Here is an 18873-nt window from a genome sequence, read left to right on the forward strand (position 1 = left end):
CGCAAGCACCTAGTCGATCCGGCGAATTTCTGCACCTTCTCTTAATGCGTCACGCAAAGAGTGATTGGTCAGAGGCGAATCTAGCGGATCATGATCGGCCTTTGAATGCTCGCGGGCTGCGAGATGCCCCCGCGATGGCACGGTGGATCAGCGAGTCAGGTTTTTTGCCCGACTGCATATTATGTTCATCCGCCAAGCGGACGCAGCAGACGGCGGAATTAATGCTGTCGTATTGGAACCACACCGGCTGCGAAACCCCAACTCTATTGATCAAACCAGAGTTGTATTTGGCAGGGGCGGATCGGATTTTTTCGACGGTTCGCCACAGTTGTGGCGCATCGGGTGAAGATTGCGCGAATGTCTCGCGAGCGGTTTTGGTGCTCGGTCACAATCCTGGAATCAGTCACGCGGCCTCGATGTTGTCGGGCGATGCGGTCGGACTGCCGACAGCGGCGGTCGCTGTGCTGCGGTGCGAAGCTGCCGATTGGTCGATGCCTCTCGATTTTGAGAACTCGCGCCGTGTTGCCGAGATGAGACCGAAATCGCTCGATCGCGACATCCATTAGTGCTTGCTTCCATGAATTTCGTTCTGTTGGTTCTCGCATTGGTTTCGCATTTCGGATTGCGGCTTGCGTTTTACAATCGGCTCAACTCATTCGGCTGGCCTCGGCGACGAATCAAACGTATTGAAAAGGTTGCGTTCGTTGAAACGTGGGTGACCCCGTTTGTCATCGCTTGGTTCTGGTACGAACCGCTCCGCGAGATCATCCTGGCGGGTGGTGCATGGAACATGCTGCCGGTCGCACTGCGAGTCTACGGTTTGAGTTGTTTGATTGCGGGCGGAATTCTATTCGGGTTGTGGATCGTATGGCGCCCCATTTTTCGTGTTCAGCATGCTGATGTATCGCGAACGACGCGGACGATTATCGCGGGGAAACAGGACGTCGAGCAATTTGCGAGGACGAGTAAGTGCCGGGCTGCCGCAATGATTCCGGGCAATCAGATGTTGGACTTGGCCGTCGAGCATATCGACATACTGCTGGCGAATTTGCCGCGGTCATTGGACGGTTACCGCATCGCACATTTGTCTGACATTCACTTAACTGGTCATCTGCACCAAACGTATCTATCTCGCGTCATCGAATCCGCATCGGAGTGGCGACCGGAATTGTTCGCACTGACGGGAGACATTGTCGACGTCCAGGAATGCGTGGGTTGGTTGGCCGAGTTATTCGGGCCAGCATCGGCGCCCGATGGCAGTGTTTTTATCTTGGGAAATCATGACACTCGTGTGTCTGACCCGTCGCAGGTTCGCGACGAGATGGAACAGGCAGGCTGGACGAATATTGGTGGACGTTGTCAACCTTATTCACTGCGTCAGACAGATGTCGTCATGATGGGAAATGAAACGCCATGGTTTGGACGCCCGTCTGCGGAGGAAATCGGGCAAGTAAGAGAGTCGCTGGCAGATGACGCGTTTAAGATTTGTTTGAGTCATAGCCCCGACCAATACGATTGGGCGCGACGCCACGGTGTCGACTTTTTGATGTGCGGTCATACGCACGGCGGGCAAGGACGTTTGCCCTTGGCTGGGCCCATTCTGAGTCCGAGTTGGCATGGAAGCCGTTGGGCGTCTGGCGACTTTTACCGCGCCCCGACGACGATGCATGTATCGCGTGGGCTGGGGGGCGTGCATTTATTGCGGATCAACTGTCGACCCGAGTTGTCACTCATCACGCTACGACGAAAAAGGTAACGCTTGTTTGTGGGTAATACGCCGGCGTCTCCGGTTGCTACAAGCAAGCCTCACCCGTTCCGGCGGCATTAACCTGCTAGCCGCTCGGTAATCTGGTCAGCGGCGCGGCGCAGGTCGGCGTCATCATCAAAGGATGCTTCCATTTTCCGAATCGCGTGCAGCACCGTCGAATGATCACGCCCGCCAAACGCGTCGCCGATGTGAGTCAGGCTGGAGTCGGTCAGTTTTCTCGCGAGCCACATCGCCAGCGATCGCGCTCGCACGATATTTTGCCGGCGTGATCCGCTTCGCATTTCCGATGACTTCACACCCAGTTGTCTCGCTACTGCCGAGGTAATGGATTTGATCGAGATCGTGTCCGCTTCTCCAGATTCGCCCACAACCGATTGGAAGGCTTCGGGACAAACGGATGCATCGTTCATGCGACACCACATCGCGACCTGCTTTACGCCGGCCTCCAATTCGCGAACGGTGACGCACGACTGGAGGCCCCCATCGAGTAACGCCCAAGTGTCTGGGTCTGCGTCAGGGAGGTGGGCGAGCATGAGTTCGCGAATGATCGCTTTGCGAGTCTCACCTTGAGGCGGACGCAATTCGACGGTGAGTCCGGGTAGGGTGCGGCTGACCAGGGGTGGACGCAATCCGCGAATTTCGGACGGTAATCGGCGGCAGGTCACGATGGTGATCCGTCCCGCCGCGTCGCGAGCCTCCAAGCGTGCGGCGAGTTCTTCCTGCGCGGGCGTTTTGTCAGCGATCAAATGCAAATCGTCGATGACCCATACGCAGGCCTCGTCGAGCTTCTTACGCATCCGCGGCATGTCTTTGGAATCGATCGACGAGGCGAATTCGCGTGCGAAATCCACCGCAGGCTGATAGAGGACGCGGGAAGACAAGACTTTGCTGGTGATGTTCGTGGTCGCCGAACCCGCCCCGGATCCACCTGCTTCACCGACCTGTTCGTGCGATTGCTCGTGAGGATAGTTTGCCGGATCGGTCAGGCTATCCCACACCGAATCAATGCCGATTCGCTGCGCAAGGTGCAAAGCGAGAGCGGTTTTGCCGACACCAGATGGCCCCACGAGAAGCAACGGCCGGGCGATTTCGAGCAGCGGCGAGATCGATTGATCGCAAACGTAGCCCGCCAACCGGTTCTCCGCGCCATAGTAAAACAGCGGCGTTACCGCTCGCACCACCGGTGGTTCACGGCGACGTCGGCGCAGCGTCGGACGCTCTAACGCGAAGGAAGAAACGGCGGGAGGGGAAGCAGCGACCACGGAGGTTCTGAAACGAGCGTCATGTGAGTTCGATCATTCGAACTCAACGAAGTGTGGTATTCCGCGTCACACCCCCTGGGGGCGTTGTAACGCGACGACGGGTTTCGACATTCTATTCAAGGAAATGCTGAAAAGCCAACTTTCCCACCTAGTTTTCCACATGTGCAAAACGGCTTCCAGACTGCAGTTTTCGGGAAATTAGTTCGATCGCTCGATCAATTTCTTCGTCCGTGGAAAACTTTGACACCCCAAATCGCAGGGCCGAGTCAAGCATCGACTTATCCGCCCCCATCGCGGTCAGTACGTGACTCGGTGGGCTACTGCCGCTGCTGCACGCCGAACCGCTGCTGCAGGCGACGCCGGCCAAATCCAGCGCCATGAGCACGGTTTGGCGATTCGTCCCAGGTAGCGACAGACACGTCGTCGACGCGATTCGCTCTTTCTGCTGGCCGTGAATCGCCATCGTCGGATGCCGACGAACCAGTTCCTGTTCGAGATGATCTCGCAGCCTCGCCATTTTGGCCGCGGATTCGGCTTGCTCCTCCACTGCCAACGCGGTCGCTTCGGCGGCGGCTAAAACCAGCGGAACCGGTTCGGTGCCCGGCCGGGTGCCGAGTTGTTGTTCACCGCCGTAGATTGTCGGGCGAATCGATGTTGCCGGGGCAAGCCACAGAAAGCCGACGCCGGTGGGCCCGTGATACTTGTGCGGCGTAAACGTCACGCTTGCGGCCCCCCAGTCACTGAGCTGGATAGGGATTTTCCCGATCGCTTGAGTCGCATCCACGTGCAGTAAAACGCCATTTTTCCGGCAAATCTCTGCCGCAGCACGGATCGGTTGGATCACGCCGGTCTCATTGTTCGCCGCCATGATGGAGACCAACTTTGCCGGTTTTCCCAGTCGGGCGGTTTCGGTGATCAAATATTTGAGGTGATCCAATTCGACGGTGCCGCCCGAGTCGACTTCGATCTGTAAAACTAAGTGTCCTCTTCGTTCCATCATCCCGGCGGAAGCCAAAACGCTGGGGTGTTCGATCGAGCTGACCAAAATGGTCCCATCTTCGGGGGCGAGACCAGCGATCGCGAGATTGTTGGCCTCGGTACCCCCGCTGGTCACGATCAAACGTGCCGCATCAACGCGAGTTAAATCGCTGCCGAGACACCGCCCAATCCGATCGAGCGCGGTTTCAAGGGCCGCACGAGCTCGCCGGCCAAATTGATGCTGGCTGGAAGGATTCGTTGGTCCCGACGTCCACGCCTGCGTGATCACCGCCGCGACGCGAGAGTCGAGCGAAGTAGTGGCGTTGTTATCAAGGTAAATCATGAGTGTTCAGCGGCGGATTGCGTGGAAATGTTCTCGTCTTCGGCCGCCTCGGCCGATAACGCGTCAGCCAATTCGTTTTGCCCTGCCGCTCGCATGTCCCGAATCAGAGACGCATATTCCTGGGTCAGATAGTTAGAAATCGTCGACTGCAGGGCCGGGGGGCTGTCGATCTGCCGGGCCATTTCTAGCAACCGCGGCATCAGGATGTAGAGTTCCCGATCGGCCAGTTTTGCCACGGCAGGCCATAAGGCACCGGCGAGTCCCGGATGATCTTGGCTCCATTTTCTCCACACGCCAGTGCCGTTCGCTCGCAGTCGGAGTTGGGTCAAAAGCAGGCTCGCGTCGGCGTTGTAAGTTTCCTCCATACCGCGTTGTAGCGAAACCAGGTGCCAATCGACCGGGTCGCCCGGAGGCGGCGAAACCCAATTCTTTTGCGTAAAAAGCAATGCCGCAGGTGGCGTCGTTGATTCACGTTGGATCGGCGTGATTTGCCAATGGATCAGCGGGATTTCATAGAACGAGAATGTTCGAGAACGAAAATGTGTCGGTGAAAATTCTTCACCTTCGACGTAACCCATGGTGCGAATCACGATCAACAGCAGAACGCCCAAGGCCACTGTCGAAATCACACAGATCCAAATCTGAGAAGCGCTGATTTGTCGGCGCGGGCTCGGGCGTGATGCCGGCGGCGAACTCGGCGGGGATTCAGACGAAGACAAAGAGAGAATTCCTAGGGAATGACGTTGTGAAAAGCTTGGCTTTTCATTCTAACCGGTCTGGTGATTGATGGACCACTTGTCCATGATGCCGCTGCGCACGAGCCATCGAATTTCCCACACTAGATCCACAATGACTCCTTACGGTGCCCCCTGGCAACGAGCGATCACGACCGGACGAGAATTGGATTCTCCATATGATCAGCGTGCGTTGACGCTGCGAGCGGTCGCAGAGAGGATCGGCAAGAAAAAATCTGCCTCCGAGTTCGGACTCAGTTTACTCAGCGGTGACGCTCTGGGCGGGCAGACTGTCCGGGTTGTCGCAGACAAGTCGGACGGCGACAGGGGCTCCGATCCATTGGATCCCGCGATCGCCAGAAGCCGCGTGGAGGCGCTGCTCCTGATTGCCAAATCACCGCTGAATTACAGGAAAATCGCGTCCTTAGCGGGGCTCGAGGACGCGACCCAAGCCCGCACGCTTGTGGCTGAGTTGAACGAACTATACGATTCGCTCGGTCGTGGGTTTCGGATCGAACAACTCGCCGGCGGTAGCCGCATGGTGACGCGGTCTGTCGTCGCACCCTGGTTAAGAAGACTCGGCGTTTTAGCTCCAGCGATCCGTTTGAGTTGGCCGATGATGGAAACGCTCGCCGTCGTGGCCTACCGGCAAGACGTGACGCGGGCAGATGTGGAAAGTGTTCGTGGAGTAGCCTGTGGCGAGATTCTGCGGCAACTGATGCAGTTGGATTTGGTGCGAATCAGTGGACGCAGTGAAGATCTTGGCCGACCCTACCTTTACGGAACTACCAAACGTTTCTTAAAAATCTGCGGATTGGCGTCCATAAACGCCTTGCCAGCGATTGACTCACGGGGATTCTGTGATGATGTTTCTGGTTCCCAAGACGTCGCAGATGTTCGCGATAATTCTGAAAATTCACCCTCTCATGAAACGGCGGACCCCGCCGCTTCCCAAGTCCCCAAGGAGTCCGACGTGAGTCTCGCTGTGACCGACGCTCTCGCCACCGATTTGGTGTTGTCCGCTTTCACAACCGGCATCAGTGATGCAGCCGGTGAGTCGATGGATGCGGACGCTTCCATGTCGGCTGCCGGCGCAGTCAACGACGGTGCCCCCGTGGCCGTCATTGAAGACGAAGAAGATGATCTCTTCGAAAAAGGTCTCGACGACGACGACGATGAAGATTACGTCGACGACGATGATGATTGGGACGACGACGACGATGACGACGAGGATGATGAAGACGACGAGGACGACGACGAAGAAGAGGATGACCTCGACGTCGAAGACGATGTCGATGATAGCTGGGAAGAAGTCGACGACGACGACGCCGATGAAGATTGGGACGACGACGATGACGACGACGAAGATGACGACTGGGATGAAGACGACGACGATGATGACGATATCTAATCGTCTTCCCGGCAGTCCTGCTCTAATCTGTTGATGACGCCGGACTAACGGCGTCATCGATCCATGTTCTCCTCGAAGCCAGATTCCCGAGGAGATGCTACCAACGGGCGATCAGGCGATCACACAGGCCCACGTGACCGAGGACCTGATCGCAGTGTAAAAGACGCGATCAGCTGTTGCCGACATCGGCGTCATCATCGGATTCGCCATCGACCGCTTCTTCGTCCAGTGGAGCGGCATAGCCACCTTCGGCGAGAACCTTCTGTTTGATTTCGTCCCGTATTTCGGGATTTTCAATCAGGAAGTTCCGAGCCTTTTCTTTGCCTTGGCCGAGATAGGTGTCACCGTATTTGAACCAAGCACCGCTGCGATTGACCACTTTGTGTTCGGTTCCCAGGTCGAGCAAATCGCCCTCGAAACTGATCCCGCAACTGTGCATCATGTCAAACTCAGCAATGCGAAACGGTGGCGCCACCTTATTCTTGACGATCTTCGCTTTCACGCGTTGACCGACCTGTTCCTCGCCCTCTTTCAGCGCGCCGATGCGGCGAACGTCGATCCGGCATGAACAATAGAACTTCAAGGCCCGACCACCGGGAGTGGTTTCGGGGCTGCCGAACATCACGCCGACCTTCTCGCGGATTTGGTTGATGAACACGACGGCCGATTTGCTCTTGGCGATCGCCCCGGTCAATTTCCGCATCGACTGACTCATCAGTCGAGCTTGCAAGCCGACGTGGCTGTCACCAATTTCACCGTCGAGTTCGGCCTTGGGCACGAGCGCGGCAACCGAGTCGATGATGATCACGTCCACCGCGTTACTCTTGACGAGCATCTCGCAGATCTGCATCGCCTCTTCACCGTTGCTCGGTTGGCTCACAAGAAGGCTGTCGAGTTCGACACCCAATTTCTTTGCCCAGCTCGGGTCGAATGCGTGTTCGGCATCGATGATCGCCGCTATGCCACCCATTTTTTGAGCTTCGGCACCGATGTGCAGGGCGAGGGTCGTTTTACCGCTCGATTCAGGACCGAAGATTTCAATAATCCGTCCTCGCGGAATGCCCTGTCCGCCCAAGGCCATGTCCAGACTCAGCGAACCGGTGGGGATTCCGTCAATAGTCAGTTTGTGTGACGCACCCAAAGGCATGATGGCGCCTTCACCGAACGTCTTGTCGATTTGTTGAAGTGTGGTCTTGAGGCCCGGCTCCTTTTCCAGGATGCGTTTCATTCCCGGATCGAGTTTGACGCTCTTAGATGCCGCTGCGGTCGCCATACGTGGTTGCTTAGCCATATCCCTGAAATCCTTATTGATTCTTTCCCTGTCCAAACGCGACGATGAAATAAGAACGCCGTGTACTGAACATCACCGTACGAAGTAGCCGGCTGATGGTATCGCTAAAAATTTGGCTGGACAATGATTTAGTTTCGCAAACATTGATTTTCGCAACGAATACCAACCGAAACAGATGATTTGTCAGACACCTTTTCAACAATGACTCTTGGTCACCGGGCGAGCCCCGTTTGGCTCACGAAAGAAGTATCGCCTCCTTGTTGGACACGTTTGGTCACTCTGATGACGCGAGGCTAGAAAAAGGACTCCGACGGCTGTCAACTGAGCAATCGCGATCCAACCTGGATGAATTTGGCGCAACATCGCCATGCCTTCCCGCAACCAGGGGGGCTCTGCATCGCGCTGAGCGATCACGTGTTCGGTCAGCGATAAGGTTTGGTCTGGAATGGCGGACCACGTCGACACATGTTGCCATCCCGAGGCTGTCCGGCGCCATCCTTGCGGAAGCACGGCGCGAGGTTGCTCCGTCATGGACGGCTTGGTTTCCTCGGAGGTCGTTCGAACAGACCAGCCGGTTCTCGACACAGCCGAGACGGTTTGGACGGCGAACAGGATTACGGCGATCCCCAGTGTCACACGCAGCCGACGCAGCATCCAAGCGTGCGGTTGCTCCCAAGGTGACGGCGGAAGGTGGCGGGGATCGGTATCAAGGATGGAGAGAATTCGCATCCGAGCAAGACATCGCAACCGTCGCACCAACTGACTGTCGCTGGCCAGTCGGATTACGCCAAGTCATTCAAATGAAACGACTTACGAGGAAAAAGGACTCGTGATGTCGCCGGTCCTGTTGAGTCTTGGAAACCACGAATGTGGTGAAGACGCAACAGGAGTGGTGACCGGGAATCAGACGACCGGGTTTGCAATTTCTGAGGCAAATCCATCGGGCCGCGCCACTTGGCGATGATCGCCTGAACGGCCTACTCGTTCTCTAGTTGGTGCAATCGCTACTGCCGTCATAGTCGATCGGGGGAGGTGCTTGTTGTGCTGACATGGCCAACTTCTGTGCGAACGGATGCCTACGTCGTGATTTTTCTGTCCTAGATTTCGTTGATCGGCCAACGTTCTTCGCGTCTTTCAACAATCCGCCCGCCCGCACTTGAGTCAAGATTTCTATGAGTACTGTCGCAGAAAAAGCTAGTTTGGAAGAAGTTTTTCACACCGACGTTCTGCCCGCGTTGCCACACTCAGCAATCAGTTTGTTGCAGTTGTCCCAACGAGACGATGTCGGCCCCAACGATTTTGCTCGACCTATCGAAGCGGATCCAGGGCTGATGGGCCAAGTACTTCGATTTGTGAACTCGTCGTATTTCGGATTCAGCCGCGAGATCATGAGCGTGCCGCAGGCGATCACGTTGGTGGGCTCACGTGCGATCACCAACTTCGCCTTGTGGAACGCGGTCTTCAGCGTGATTCCGAATCCGACGTTTGGTCCGTTCGATCTCAAATCGTTGTGGCAAGACTCGCTGCGACGAGCGATTTTCGCCCGCAAAGCTGGCCGATCGCTCAAGTTGGCCGAGGCCGAAGACTTGTTCGCCGGTGCGTTGCTGCAAGACATGGCTGTCCCGTTGTTGCTTAAAGAATTACCAGAACAATACGAGCCACTGGTTGAGAAAAGAGCCGCCGAAGGCATGCGGCTCAGCGGTCTCGAACAAGAAATGTTCGGTTGGGATCACGCCGACGCGGCAGCCCTCTTGGCCAAACGCTGGAACCTGCCCGAAGAGTTCGTGTCATTGATCGCTCAGCACACCCAGATGGAAGATTTGCTCGGCAAAGGCGATATGTCGCGTGGAGCCGCCTGCGTTGCTCTGGCGTCTCTTCTGCCTTCCTGTCAGGACAAAGAATGGCACGAGAAGGAGCAGTTTTTGTCTGCTTTTGCGAGATTGATTGATCCGTCCGCCGACGTTCTGCAAACGATTTTGTGCGAAGTCGACGAACAAACGGCTGAGTTCGCACCACTGCTGAAACTGCCTGTTCCCGAGCGAACTTTGGTAGCGTTTGCTGAATGAGTCGCTTTTCTTGCGAGCGATAATGGCCAACGGGCTCGAATCGGAGCCTCGTGGAAGACATCACCAACTTTGTGGCTTCCCTGTTTGACCATTAGGAGAGAGAATACGAGTTCTAGGCGGTTTCGAACTTCCATCCCCTCCATTGAATAATTCGGCCCAATATGCCGGATACAGGAAACACAGTGCTCTCTCTTTCAGATTCAGGTCGCCAAACCGTCAACGACCTCGCCTCGCGCTACGGTATCTCACCCGACGGCGTTACGCACATGTTGATTGCCGTTCACAACGGCCGCGGAACCATGGCGCAGTTCAGTCACCCCGATTTCGGCGGCTCCGGCCAATGGATGCAGGGCGGCATGACCATGGTCAGCGATCTCTTCAACTACAACCTTAAGAACCTCGTCAACAATCTGTGCAGTGAACTCTCCACGATCCTAGCTAACAATCAGCATGGAACGTTCTCGGGATCGTTCCAATCGCAGAGCCAAAACGGGTTCGATTCCCAAGCTCAAACGGCTGGTAATTGTGGTGTCACCAATAGTCTGTTTGTCCCCGATCCGGCGGCACAGTGGTGGCCTCCACACCTTGGTACGCCGAGTGCGACGGGTAACCAGAATCAGACCAAGTACGCTTACTTTGCCGATTCACATCGCCTGGCGGTGACCACCGGTGGACCTGCATGGGTTTATGACACCCTCGATCATCAGATCGGTGGTTTCGGTCAACAACAAGGCGGCGGTGCGTCGATCACCTTCACCAGCCAGTACGGCACTGTTGACTTGGCGTCGTTGCCGGTTGTTTGGAAAGACGGTGCTCCGTTTACCACGGCGCCACAGTCGGTTCCGCAACCGGTGGAACCAACACCGCCTGCGGCGCCGCAAGAGAACTTCAACCCTTCGCCGTCGAACGGTAATGGATCCAACGGCATCTCTGACGACGTCTTCGATCGCCTCGAGCGGCTCGCGCAACTGAAAGAGAAAGGGATTCTCACCGAAGACGAATTCAACGCAACCAAAAGTGCGTTGTTGTCCAAGATCGGTTCGCGGTAACGTTACCGGTTGCTGGATGTCATTGCCGGACGCATTCCGGTACTCAGGCTTTCGACCTTGGACGAAACCAACTCAAACGGCTTTAACCGCAACGTCATGTTGATGATCGCGAGCGTGACAGGACGCCCGGTCAAAGGGGTTTGTTGAAATCGAGCGGGACGCCCCGGAGTTCCCTCGATGGTGACCAAATCTTTAGCGACCGCGTATCCACAGCGGTCTGCTGTCGCTTCTGATAGTCCACGGTCGGTGCGGCTGCGAAACACGATTCCGCCGGATGCTTCAATCTCGAACGCCGGACTCGATCCGCCGGTATCCGCGGAGAATCGAGATTGTTGCACGGCTGCCGAGGGATCGATCGCGAGGCGAATTTGATCGCAATCGAGCGTCAACTCATCCTCGGATAGCAAGTTCATGTCGGTCGCATCGAATCGTGAATCGAAGTCTTCGACGATCTTGCGCCCGATCCGGATTCCGCGCCGGAACGTGAGCGATTTTGCCATGAGGTCGCCTTGCATGCCGTCTTGGAAAACGAGATGGACGCCCGTGATGTAGGTTTCTGGCGGCGAGTTTCCGGCTCCTTGGTTTTGCCGGTCAAACGCGCCCTGCTGGTCTTCGATCATGCCTTCAAAGTACACCGATGCGTCGGCCCCGTTGTCGGCAATGCCTCGTGTCTTGATTGCGGTCTTGTCGGCTTCATCGGATTGTTTGGCAGTCGTGCGGATCCACCCTCGATACGAACCCGCCCCCGGCGCATAAACCTGTCCCGCTAGGGGCGATGCAACTTGGCGCGATTGATTCATCGGGTAAGTCGTCAACGAGGCTGCCGTTCCATTCTCGGTCGTAGCGCCTGGTATCCACGTCAGTTCCGACAACAACATTTCGTGACGTGACTCACGGCGGCCATCGGCGGCGAATCGGTCGACAAAGATTTCGACGGGCTGTTGTGAGGTTTGTTTGAGTGAAATCTGTGCGAGTTGAGTTGCTTGAAACGTCGCCGGCGTACGGAGATCAACGGGGGTTTCGAGCGTGAACGAAAGCTTGTCACCCTGCATCCTTAAATCGCTCGGTTCACGCCCTTGAGCAATCGCCGCCTCCAATACGACTCCACCGCTGAGCGTCGCGACGCGTCCGTCAAACGTCATCGAGCCACCAAACCGCCCACGAGGACTCTGTGTCCAACGCATTGCCTTTGCCGGATCACGACTCGATGCCACGCCGCCGAGTGCAGGAAGGAACGCACTCGGAACAACAAATTCTCCGGCCGAAGGAATCCAGATGTAATTGTCATCGGGACGTACTTGGATTTCAGGGCCGATAAAATAACCGTCACCCAGCTCCAAACGTGCCGGTGTTTGAGACTGGCTGCCCAATTGCAGAACGTCGCCTCCACCATCGCCGTCACGCAGTCGCAAATGATCGCCGGTCATCACAGCGAGCATGGTTTGCGTTGGCTGATCCGTTTCTGGATTCGAATTCGCACTCGTCTTCTGGCGTAGCGTTAGTGAATGCGTGACCTCCACGTTCCCGACAACGCTCAAATCGGTCGCGGTCAACTCTCCATCACCGAACGTCAGTTTGGCCGTGACCTGATCACCTCGAATGGTCGCCGGTGGCTTTGCCGGCTTCGCAACCCCATTTGCCGCAGCGACGTTCCTGCCATTATTCAGCGTTCCCGCATCAGGCTGGCTGACCCATTGTCGCAATGACGATCCGTCTCGCGGCACTACGGCATTTTTCGCAGCAGGTGCTGCCTGTTCAAAGAACAAATTCATCTGAGGCGTGCTAGCTTGCAGCGTACTGGAATTCACACGCACGTTGCCGATCGCGGAGAAGCGATCCGGAAACCAACTGTGATCGAGCGACGCATCATCGGTTCCCGAGGCGTTGTTGGCGGTGTGGGCACGGGAGTTTGGAGAGCGTTGCACGACCGGTTTAAGGACACCCTCGATACGATCAGTTTGGAACGTACCGCCATCCGCCAGTAATGAACGTATATCGCCGTCGCACCACACACCAAATCTTACATTCATCGCATCCGCGGTGGCGGTCTCCAATGGAGACACACGCAGACTGTCACGCCACGAGAAAGATTTGAAAACGGAATCGATCGAGCTGTAATCGACCCGTCCTTTGCCGTCGACTTCGACGGTACCGAGTTGTTGCGGATGCTTGGGATCAAAACGGTAGACGATTCGAGATAACGTCGCTTGCATCTCGCCCCGTCGAAGTCGAACAAATTCAGTGAGTCGTGGGTCGCCACCAACCGACGTTGCGAGCGGCATGGCACCGACGGGAGACGGACCGGCGATCAACCAACCTTCCAGTGGGTCAAACAACACTTGTCCAGCCGTCAGGTCGAATTGCTGCGACCGTACAGACAATCGAACCGGCCGTCCAGTCGCTTCGATCCGATCGATCCAATCGATGGCGGTCTTGCGAATGCGATCCGAGTTAAGCGGATCTCGCAGTGTCATGCGAAGTGAGTCGCACTCAAACTGATCAAACAAGGATGGGTCCGAATTCCCGGCCGATCGTGTGTCGGTCGTCGCCTGATGTACGAGTCGCACGTTGCGATCGAGCAGCAATTGATCCATTGCAAAATCGTATTCAATCCGACCATCGCAATGGACTTGCACCATTCCCCGATTGTCGTCGTCTGGTGACCAAGCGTCTTGTGGCTTTCCGAGCGGCAGCGTCAACTCGCGTAGATAAATCAACTCCATCCGGTCGAGAGAGCGGGCCAAGTTGGCTTGTGAAGTGGCTGTCCCAGTGGATGCTGCCAAGTGAAGGGTCAAGTCTCGCCCGACCATGACTGCGCGACCGACGTGCATTTCAATCGCTTCGGTCGTCCAGATTTTTCTGCGGTCGATACCGACGTTGGCGGTGCGAATGTCGAGGGTTTGGTCGTCGCTGAGTTCGGTCTGCGTAGGACGCACGTGATAAGCCGAATCAGCCTCCGGATCGTTGTTTCCAGTTGTTTGCGTGGGCTGATGGGAAGCGACGCGTTGAATATGGACGTCGCCGAGCAATTGCCCGCGTTGGATCGTCGGGGCCACGCCGCTCATGACGTCGAGTGCGGCGCTGAATTCAATCACCGCGCCTTCGGCTGCCTCGATCAGGATCGGTTCGCGTGAATCGTCCGCCGACAACCCGCGTCCGATGACCATCGTGATCGGCCACAACCGCCATTTCTTGCCGCCGTCACGATCGTCTTTGTTCTGTTCCCAATTTTGAAACAACAGCATGCCGTCTTGTGTCTTCAACCGGATCGCACGACCGCGTTGCCAGGCATCTTCCGGGTACAAGTCGGCCAGGGATTCATCGTTGTCGCTGAGAACGCGAACTGCGATCGGCGCGTGCTCGATCTCAGGCGGCGTGAGCCACTTCGCTGCGGTCACTTGATAACCGCCCATCGCAACGAGCACTAAGCTCAATCCGATGATATAGTCGCGAAACGAGCCCGCCATTCAATCCTCTTTCGTCAGATGTTCATTCCAACGATCGCCGCCACGCAATAGTCGTTCGATTAACTCACGAATCACACCTTGGCCTCCGTGTGCGCGCATGGTCCAGTGAGCAAACTCGCGGGCATCCGTCGCGGCGTCGTCCGGCGCCGCGGCCAACGCCACCTGCCGCATCACACAGATGTCGGGCAAGTCATCGCCGATGTAACAGACCTGCTGAGGCTTGACGCCCATCGATTTCATCATCGCTTGAGCGGCCAACCATTTATCGCTGGCCCCTTGCGATACATGCTCAATTCCGAGTTCAGCGGCGCGATGGGCGACCAACGGGCTCGTGCGAGCGGTGATGATGCCAAAGTGAAAACCGCTTTTCATCCACAATTTAATTCCCAGACCGTCACGAACATGGAACGATTTGGTTTCGCGGCAATCGCCGTTTTTTTCGACGCTATAAGTGATCTTGCCGTCGGTGAGCACTCCATCGACATCGGTCAAAATGCATTGAATATCTGCGGCAATCTCGGCATCGCTGCGTAGCCGACTCTGAATAGGAACGTGCGACGTCACGATGATTGTTTTCCGGTGGTGGGAGGAATCAAAGGGAGCACCGTCGCGGTTGAGTCACAGGTCGAGATATCACCGGCCGTGATCAGGTCGGTGATGTCGATCATTCCGATCGGGTGGCCATCTTCATGGATCACCGGCAATTCGCTGATGTGTCGCTGCGACAATACGGTAACCGCCTTTGCCAGCGGGGTGCCGCTGCGAATCGTGACCGGCGTCCGAGTCATTACTTCTTTGATCGGCTGATCGAGGCTGTTTTCTTGGCGACGTTGTAATAGTTTGACGAGATCGCTGTCGGTGAAAATTCCGGTTAGTTTTTGATCGGAATCGACCAGCATCACGGCCCCGCTTCGTCGATCGGGCGTTTTGCCCGCGATCGCATCCCGCACCGGTAACGTCTCCGATGCGATTCGGCATTCGTGAAGCCCACGCATCACGTCGTCCACATTGGCCAGCTTGCGTCCTAAGGCGCCCCCGGGATGGAACCGGGCGAAATCCTGTGGACCAAATCCTCGCAGTTGTGAAGCGAGCATGGCGATCGCGTCGCCTATGGCGAGCATTACCGATGTGCTTGTCGTCGGTGCCAGCCCGTTGGGGCAGGCTTCGCGGTGACGCCCCATAGGCACGACGAGGTCCGCCATCTCGGCCAACGGATTGGCGTCGTCGGCTGTGATCGCGATCAAACAGTTCGCTTGAGTCTTGAGGTGTTCGCAAACCCGGACGACCTCTTCGCTGCGGCCCGAGTTCGAAAAAGCGATGACGATGTCGGTGCCCTGAACCCGGCCCAAATCGCCGTGAATCGCTTCGCTCGGGTGCAGAAAATGCGATGGCGAACCGGTACTGGCCAGCGTCGCGACAATTTTTTGGGCGATCCATCCTGCTTTGCCCACGCCGGTCAAAACGACGGACCCGGTACATGCCGCGATCCGTGTGGCGGCTTCCACGGCGGCGGTCGAGGCAACGGATTCCGCGGCCCGAATCGCGTCCGCCTCGGCAAACATCGTGTCTCGGATGATCCGGACACGCTCGACTTGAGAGAGCGATTTTGCGGAATTATGTGAGCCGGAGACGCGATCAACGGCGAAACTGCCGTCGTCACGCGACGCAATTGGTTGAGGCGACACGGGGAGCATCCATGCAAAACGTGCGTATTTTGGCTTCGCAGACGGGGCGAAGAGAACCGATCCCAAGGCTACCCAAAGGGCTCCTGCGGTCGCAAGACGAACCGAACTCGCATCAACGCCGCATTCCAGGCAAAACGAAGCTTTTCTCAGCATACTCCTGCCACATCGCTGCGAGTTTTTCCACGATTTCAGGTTTCTCCTGACTCAGATCGTTCTGCTCGCTGCGGTCACGGGAGATGTCGTACAGTTCCCAGGCACCCTTGGGGCCTTTGGCGACGAGTTTGTAGTCACCTGCCCTAACGGCTCGGTTTCCCTCGTGTTCCCAGTAAATCGCCTCACGTTCTATCGGCTGACCGTCGAAGAGTGGCCGCAGACTTCGACCCTCCATCGGGTGGATTTTGTTGCCGCCATGAGAGGTCGCCGGATATTCCGCACCCGATACATCGACGGCCGTGGTCATCAGGTCGATCAGGTGTCCCGGAGTGGATTCGATCTCGCCGTGGCGGGAAATGCCGAGCGGCCAATGGGCAATCAAGGGGGTGGAAATGCCTCCCTCGTGTACCCAGTGCTTGTATTCGCGAAAAGGTGTGTTCGATACCGTCGCCCAGCCGCGCCCGTAGGCGACATAGGTATCTGCCGGCCCCGCCATCGCGTTGTGCCCATTCCGTACCGGAAAACCGTCGCGGGTTTGTTTGGGAACCATGTCCATTTGCAAATGATCAGCCGGCAGCGGTGTCAAAGTGGGCCCATTCGCTCGTGGCCCGTCCTTGCCATTGCGACCAAAATTCTCCGCACACCCGCCGTTATCTTGCAAGAAACAAATCAGCGTGTTGTCGAACTGGCCGGTCGATTTGAGCGACTGCACGATTTTTCCAATGCCTTGATCCATCGCATCGATCATCGCCGCATAGACCTCCATGTTGCGTTTGTCCCAATCCCAATGGTTCTTCACCTTCCAATCGTCTGGGATTGGCCAATTCACGGTGCTCTCCGCTTGGATCACTCCGAGATCGAGCATCCGTTGATAGCGGGAGTCTCGAATCGCATCGTATCCCGCGTCGTATCGACCCTCGTACTTCGCGATGTCACGTTCTCGCGCGTGCATCGGCCAGTGGGCTGCCGTGTAAGCGACGTAGAGAAAGAACGGTTTGTCCGCCGACTGTTCGTGATGTTCCTGAATGAAGCGGGTTGCGTGATCGGTAATCGCGTCGGTGTAATAGAACTCGCCGTCGACCTGTGACTCGAGCGGATACTCCGGATCCGCAGCAGGCGAAATTCGTGTGTTGTCACGAGTCAGTGAGTTCGGATCCCAAAAGCTACCCGCGCCATGAATGGTCCCATAGAAACGATCGAAACCACGCTGTCGTGGCCAATTCGCTTTGTCCGCATCGGGGGCCTTGTTATTAAAAGGGGTCACGTGCCATTTGCCGGAAATGTAAGTTCGGTACCCGGCCGGACGCAGCACCTCGGCAATCGTGACGCAGTGACGATTGAGTTGTCCGCGATAACCCTCATGCCCCCGATCCTCCATCATATGGCCCACGCCCGCTTGATGCGGATACAAACCCGTCAACAAACTCGCCCGCGTCGGACAACATCGTGCCGTGTTATAAAACTGCGTGAACCGCAACCCGTTTTCCGCCAACGAGTCCAAAACCGGCGTCTCAATCTCGCTACCGTAACACCCGATGTCCGAGAAACCCATGTCGTCAGACAAGATGTAGATGATGTTGGGCCGTTGGATTGATTCGGCTTGAGCGTGTATCGCGATCAGGAATAGTGAACACGTGACGACACCTGACGCTAAAACGAATCGTTTGAATCGTGGCAGAAATCGATCACAAGCGTTTGTGAGGCGAACTGTCGATTTCGCACGCAACAAATTTGCGGATAACGGACGCATCGAGGACTCCAGTCGTGGATAAGGGCGGTGATACAGTTGCATGCCTGCCGCGACAGTATAGGTGCTCGGCGCCGTGGGAATGCCTCACTGAATCGGAAAAAAGGAAGCTACCTATGCAAGCCAGATACAACTGTGTTCGCGCCGCAATTGTGCGGTTGATCTTGATTCAGAAAAAATGAGATGGATCACGAACCGTTTAATAGGGTGTCGCGTACGGCGTGCTTGAGTCTTTGGTCGGACCCGCACCCCTTTCGTATTTGTCTCCCTGTTGGGTGATTTGTGGTTCCGTCGATCCGTCCATTAACGACTTTCTTGCTCAGCGTGACGCTGGCGTTGGGGAATGCTCCAGCCTGGCTGCATATCGCTAGTTGCGATCACGATTGTTGTGGGCACGTCGCTTGCGAGCACGCGAGCTTATCGCCCGACGAGTCACAGCTAGGGCATTGTTCGCACCAGCACGCGGGTTGTTGCCACACGCATGATGTCGAAGATTCGTGTGCATCGACGAGCGATCGTGATGCGTCCACGGAGATTCTCCTGTTAATAGGTGGCGATTCTTCGTCACATGATTCGCATACGTGTTGGATTTGCCAATCGATCGCCAGTCCCAGCGGATTGGTCCGAGGCAGCGAAATCCATGTCGACTGCACCAAAGCAGCTAATGCCGAGTTTCCCCGCTGTCGTTCGGCTGATGTCGAACCTGCGTACTCTCTGCCGCCTCTACGCGGCCCGCCAGCGGTCTCGGTCTGATTCGCTGTTGCTTCCCTGTGCTTCAACCCGTTTGCGTTCCCGCATCCGGTGCGCGCCGACTGATCGCTGACTGATGCAGTCACGTCATGTCATCGACATTCGTGTTGAGGTGGGTGCGGTGGAAAGTGACCGCGATCAGAACATGACATCGCTTCTTCAATTCTGC

The 18873-nt window shown here is 56.5% G+C and carries 14 protein-coding genes; 5 read left to right on the forward strand and 9 right to left on the reverse strand.

Annotated elements, in window-relative coordinates; all coding sequences use genetic code 11:
* Positions 1–44: 44 nt before the first annotated feature.
* A complete protein-coding gene (locus tag NB063_RS21545) occupies positions 45–566 on the forward strand; it encodes a SixA phosphatase family protein (protein WP_250930868.1) in 522 nt (173 codons plus the stop codon).
* Between the two features lie 11 nt (positions 567–577).
* Positions 578–1756 (forward strand): metallophosphoesterase, encoded by a 1179-nt coding sequence (locus tag NB063_RS21550; RefSeq protein ID WP_250930870.1) that lies wholly within the window; start codon positions 578–580, stop codon positions 1754–1756.
* A gap of 68 nt (positions 1757–1824) precedes the next feature.
* Here NB063_RS21550 and NB063_RS21555 read toward each other — a convergent pair whose 3' ends face one another.
* The 3 genes from NB063_RS21555 to NB063_RS21565 all read right to left on the reverse strand — a co-directional run bounded on the left by NB063_RS21555 (position 1825) and on the right by NB063_RS21565 (position 4980).
* Complete coding sequence (locus NB063_RS21555) at positions 1825–3030, reverse strand: helix-turn-helix domain-containing protein (protein WP_250930871.1); 1206 nt, start codon at positions 3028–3030, stop codon at positions 1825–1827.
* Between the two features lie 148 nt (positions 3031–3178).
* Entirely contained in the window at positions 3179–4351 is a 1173-nt protein-coding gene (locus NB063_RS21560; protein ID WP_250930873.1) for a cysteine desulfurase family protein, read from the reverse strand.
* The gene (locus tag NB063_RS21565; RefSeq protein WP_250930875.1) at positions 4348–4980 is read right to left on the reverse strand and encodes a hypothetical protein; all 633 of its coding nucleotides are present in this window, start codon (positions 4978–4980) and stop codon (positions 4348–4350) included. The genes NB063_RS21560 and NB063_RS21565 overlap by 4 nt, the downstream gene beginning before the upstream one ends.
* Before the next feature lie 220 nt (positions 4981–5200).
* Here NB063_RS21565 and scpB point away from each other — a divergent pair, with 220 nt between their 5' ends.
* Entirely contained in the window at positions 5201–6496 is a 1296-nt protein-coding gene (gene scpB / locus NB063_RS21570; RefSeq protein WP_250930876.1) for an SMC-Scp complex subunit ScpB, read from the forward strand.
* Positions 6497–6665: 169 nt separating this feature from the next.
* Here scpB and recA read toward each other — a convergent pair whose 3' ends face one another.
* Positions 6666–7787: a recombinase RecA gene (recA, locus tag NB063_RS21575; protein ID WP_322975266.1), complete on the reverse strand. Its 1122-nt coding sequence runs from the start codon at positions 7785–7787 to the stop codon at positions 6666–6668.
* Between the two features lie 195 nt (positions 7788–7982).
* Positions 7983–8516 carry a hypothetical protein gene (locus NB063_RS21580; protein ID WP_250930878.1) on the reverse strand — a complete coding sequence of 178 codons (534 nt, stop codon included), beginning with the start codon at positions 8514–8516 and terminating at the stop codon, positions 7983–7985.
* A gap of 443 nt (positions 8517–8959) precedes the next feature.
* On the opposite strand from NB063_RS21580, the gene NB063_RS21585 reads away from it, so the two are divergent.
* Positions 8960–9853: an HDOD domain-containing protein gene (locus NB063_RS21585; RefSeq protein WP_250930880.1), complete on the forward strand. Its 894-nt coding sequence runs from the start codon at positions 8960–8962 to the stop codon at positions 9851–9853.
* 182 nt (positions 9854–10035) lie between these two features.
* Complete coding sequence (locus tag NB063_RS21590) at positions 10036–10902, forward strand: SHOCT domain-containing protein (RefSeq protein WP_250930881.1); 867 nt, start codon at positions 10036–10038, stop codon at positions 10900–10902.
* A gap of 2 nt (positions 10903–10904) precedes the next feature.
* Here NB063_RS21590 and NB063_RS21595 read toward each other — a convergent pair whose 3' ends face one another.
* The 4 genes from NB063_RS21595 to NB063_RS21610 form a co-directional block, all read right to left on the reverse strand.
* Positions 10905–14369, reverse strand: a complete 3465-nt coding sequence (locus NB063_RS21595; RefSeq protein WP_250930883.1) for a hypothetical protein — start codon at positions 14367–14369, stop codon at positions 10905–10907.
* Positions 14370–14933 carry a KdsC family phosphatase gene (locus NB063_RS21600; RefSeq protein WP_250930884.1) on the reverse strand — a complete coding sequence of 188 codons (564 nt, stop codon included), beginning with the start codon at positions 14931–14933 and terminating at the stop codon, positions 14370–14372.
* Entirely contained in the window at positions 14930–16063 is a 1134-nt protein-coding gene (locus tag NB063_RS21605; RefSeq protein ID WP_250930886.1) for a KpsF/GutQ family sugar-phosphate isomerase, read from the reverse strand. Before NB063_RS21605 ends, NB063_RS21600 begins: the two co-directional genes overlap by 4 nt.
* A gap of 103 nt (positions 16064–16166) precedes the next feature.
* Positions 16167–17957, reverse strand: coding sequence for an arylsulfatase (locus NB063_RS21610; RefSeq protein WP_250930888.1), 1791 nt, complete (start codon positions 17955–17957; stop codon positions 16167–16169).
* Positions 17958–18873: the final 916 nt, after the last annotated feature.

This window comes from Aporhodopirellula aestuarii, assembly GCF_023701485.1.
In the GTDB taxonomy this organism is placed as follows: domain Bacteria; phylum Planctomycetota; class Planctomycetia; order Pirellulales; family Pirellulaceae; genus Rhodopirellula; species Rhodopirellula aestuarii.

Bases quoted from the DNA above. Each gene is read 5' to 3' on its own strand.
- NB063_RS21545 (WP_250930868.1), top strand. From the start codon at position 45: ATGCGTCACGCAAAGAGTGATTGGTCAGAGGCGAATCTAGCGGATCAT.
- NB063_RS21550 (WP_250930870.1), top strand. From the start codon at position 578: ATGAATTTCGTTCTGTTGGTTCTCGCATTGGTTTCGCATTTCGGATTG.
- NB063_RS21560 (WP_250930873.1), bottom strand. From the start codon at position 4,351: ATGATTTACCTTGATAACAACGCCACTACTTCGCTCGACTCTCGCGTC.
- scpB (WP_250930876.1), top strand. From the start codon at position 5,201: ATGACTCCTTACGGTGCCCCCTGGCAACGAGCGATCACGACCGGACGA.
- recA (WP_322975266.1), bottom strand. From the start codon at position 7,787: ATGGCTAAGCAACCACGTATGGCGACCGCAGCGGCATCTAAGAGCGTC.
- NB063_RS21580 (WP_250930878.1), bottom strand. From the start codon at position 8,516: ATGCGAATTCTCTCCATCCTTGATACCGATCCCCGCCACCTTCCGCCG.
- NB063_RS21585 (WP_250930880.1), top strand. From the start codon at position 8,960: ATGAGTACTGTCGCAGAAAAAGCTAGTTTGGAAGAAGTTTTTCACACC.
- NB063_RS21595 (WP_250930883.1), bottom strand. From the start codon at position 14,369: ATGGCGGGCTCGTTTCGCGACTATATCATCGGATTGAGCTTAGTGCTC.
- NB063_RS21605 (WP_250930886.1), bottom strand. From the start codon at position 16,063: ATGCTCCCCGTGTCGCCTCAACCAATTGCGTCGCGTGACGACGGCAGT.
- NB063_RS21610 (WP_250930888.1), bottom strand. From the start codon at position 17,957: ATGCGTCCGTTATCCGCAAATTTGTTGCGTGCGAAATCGACAGTTCGC.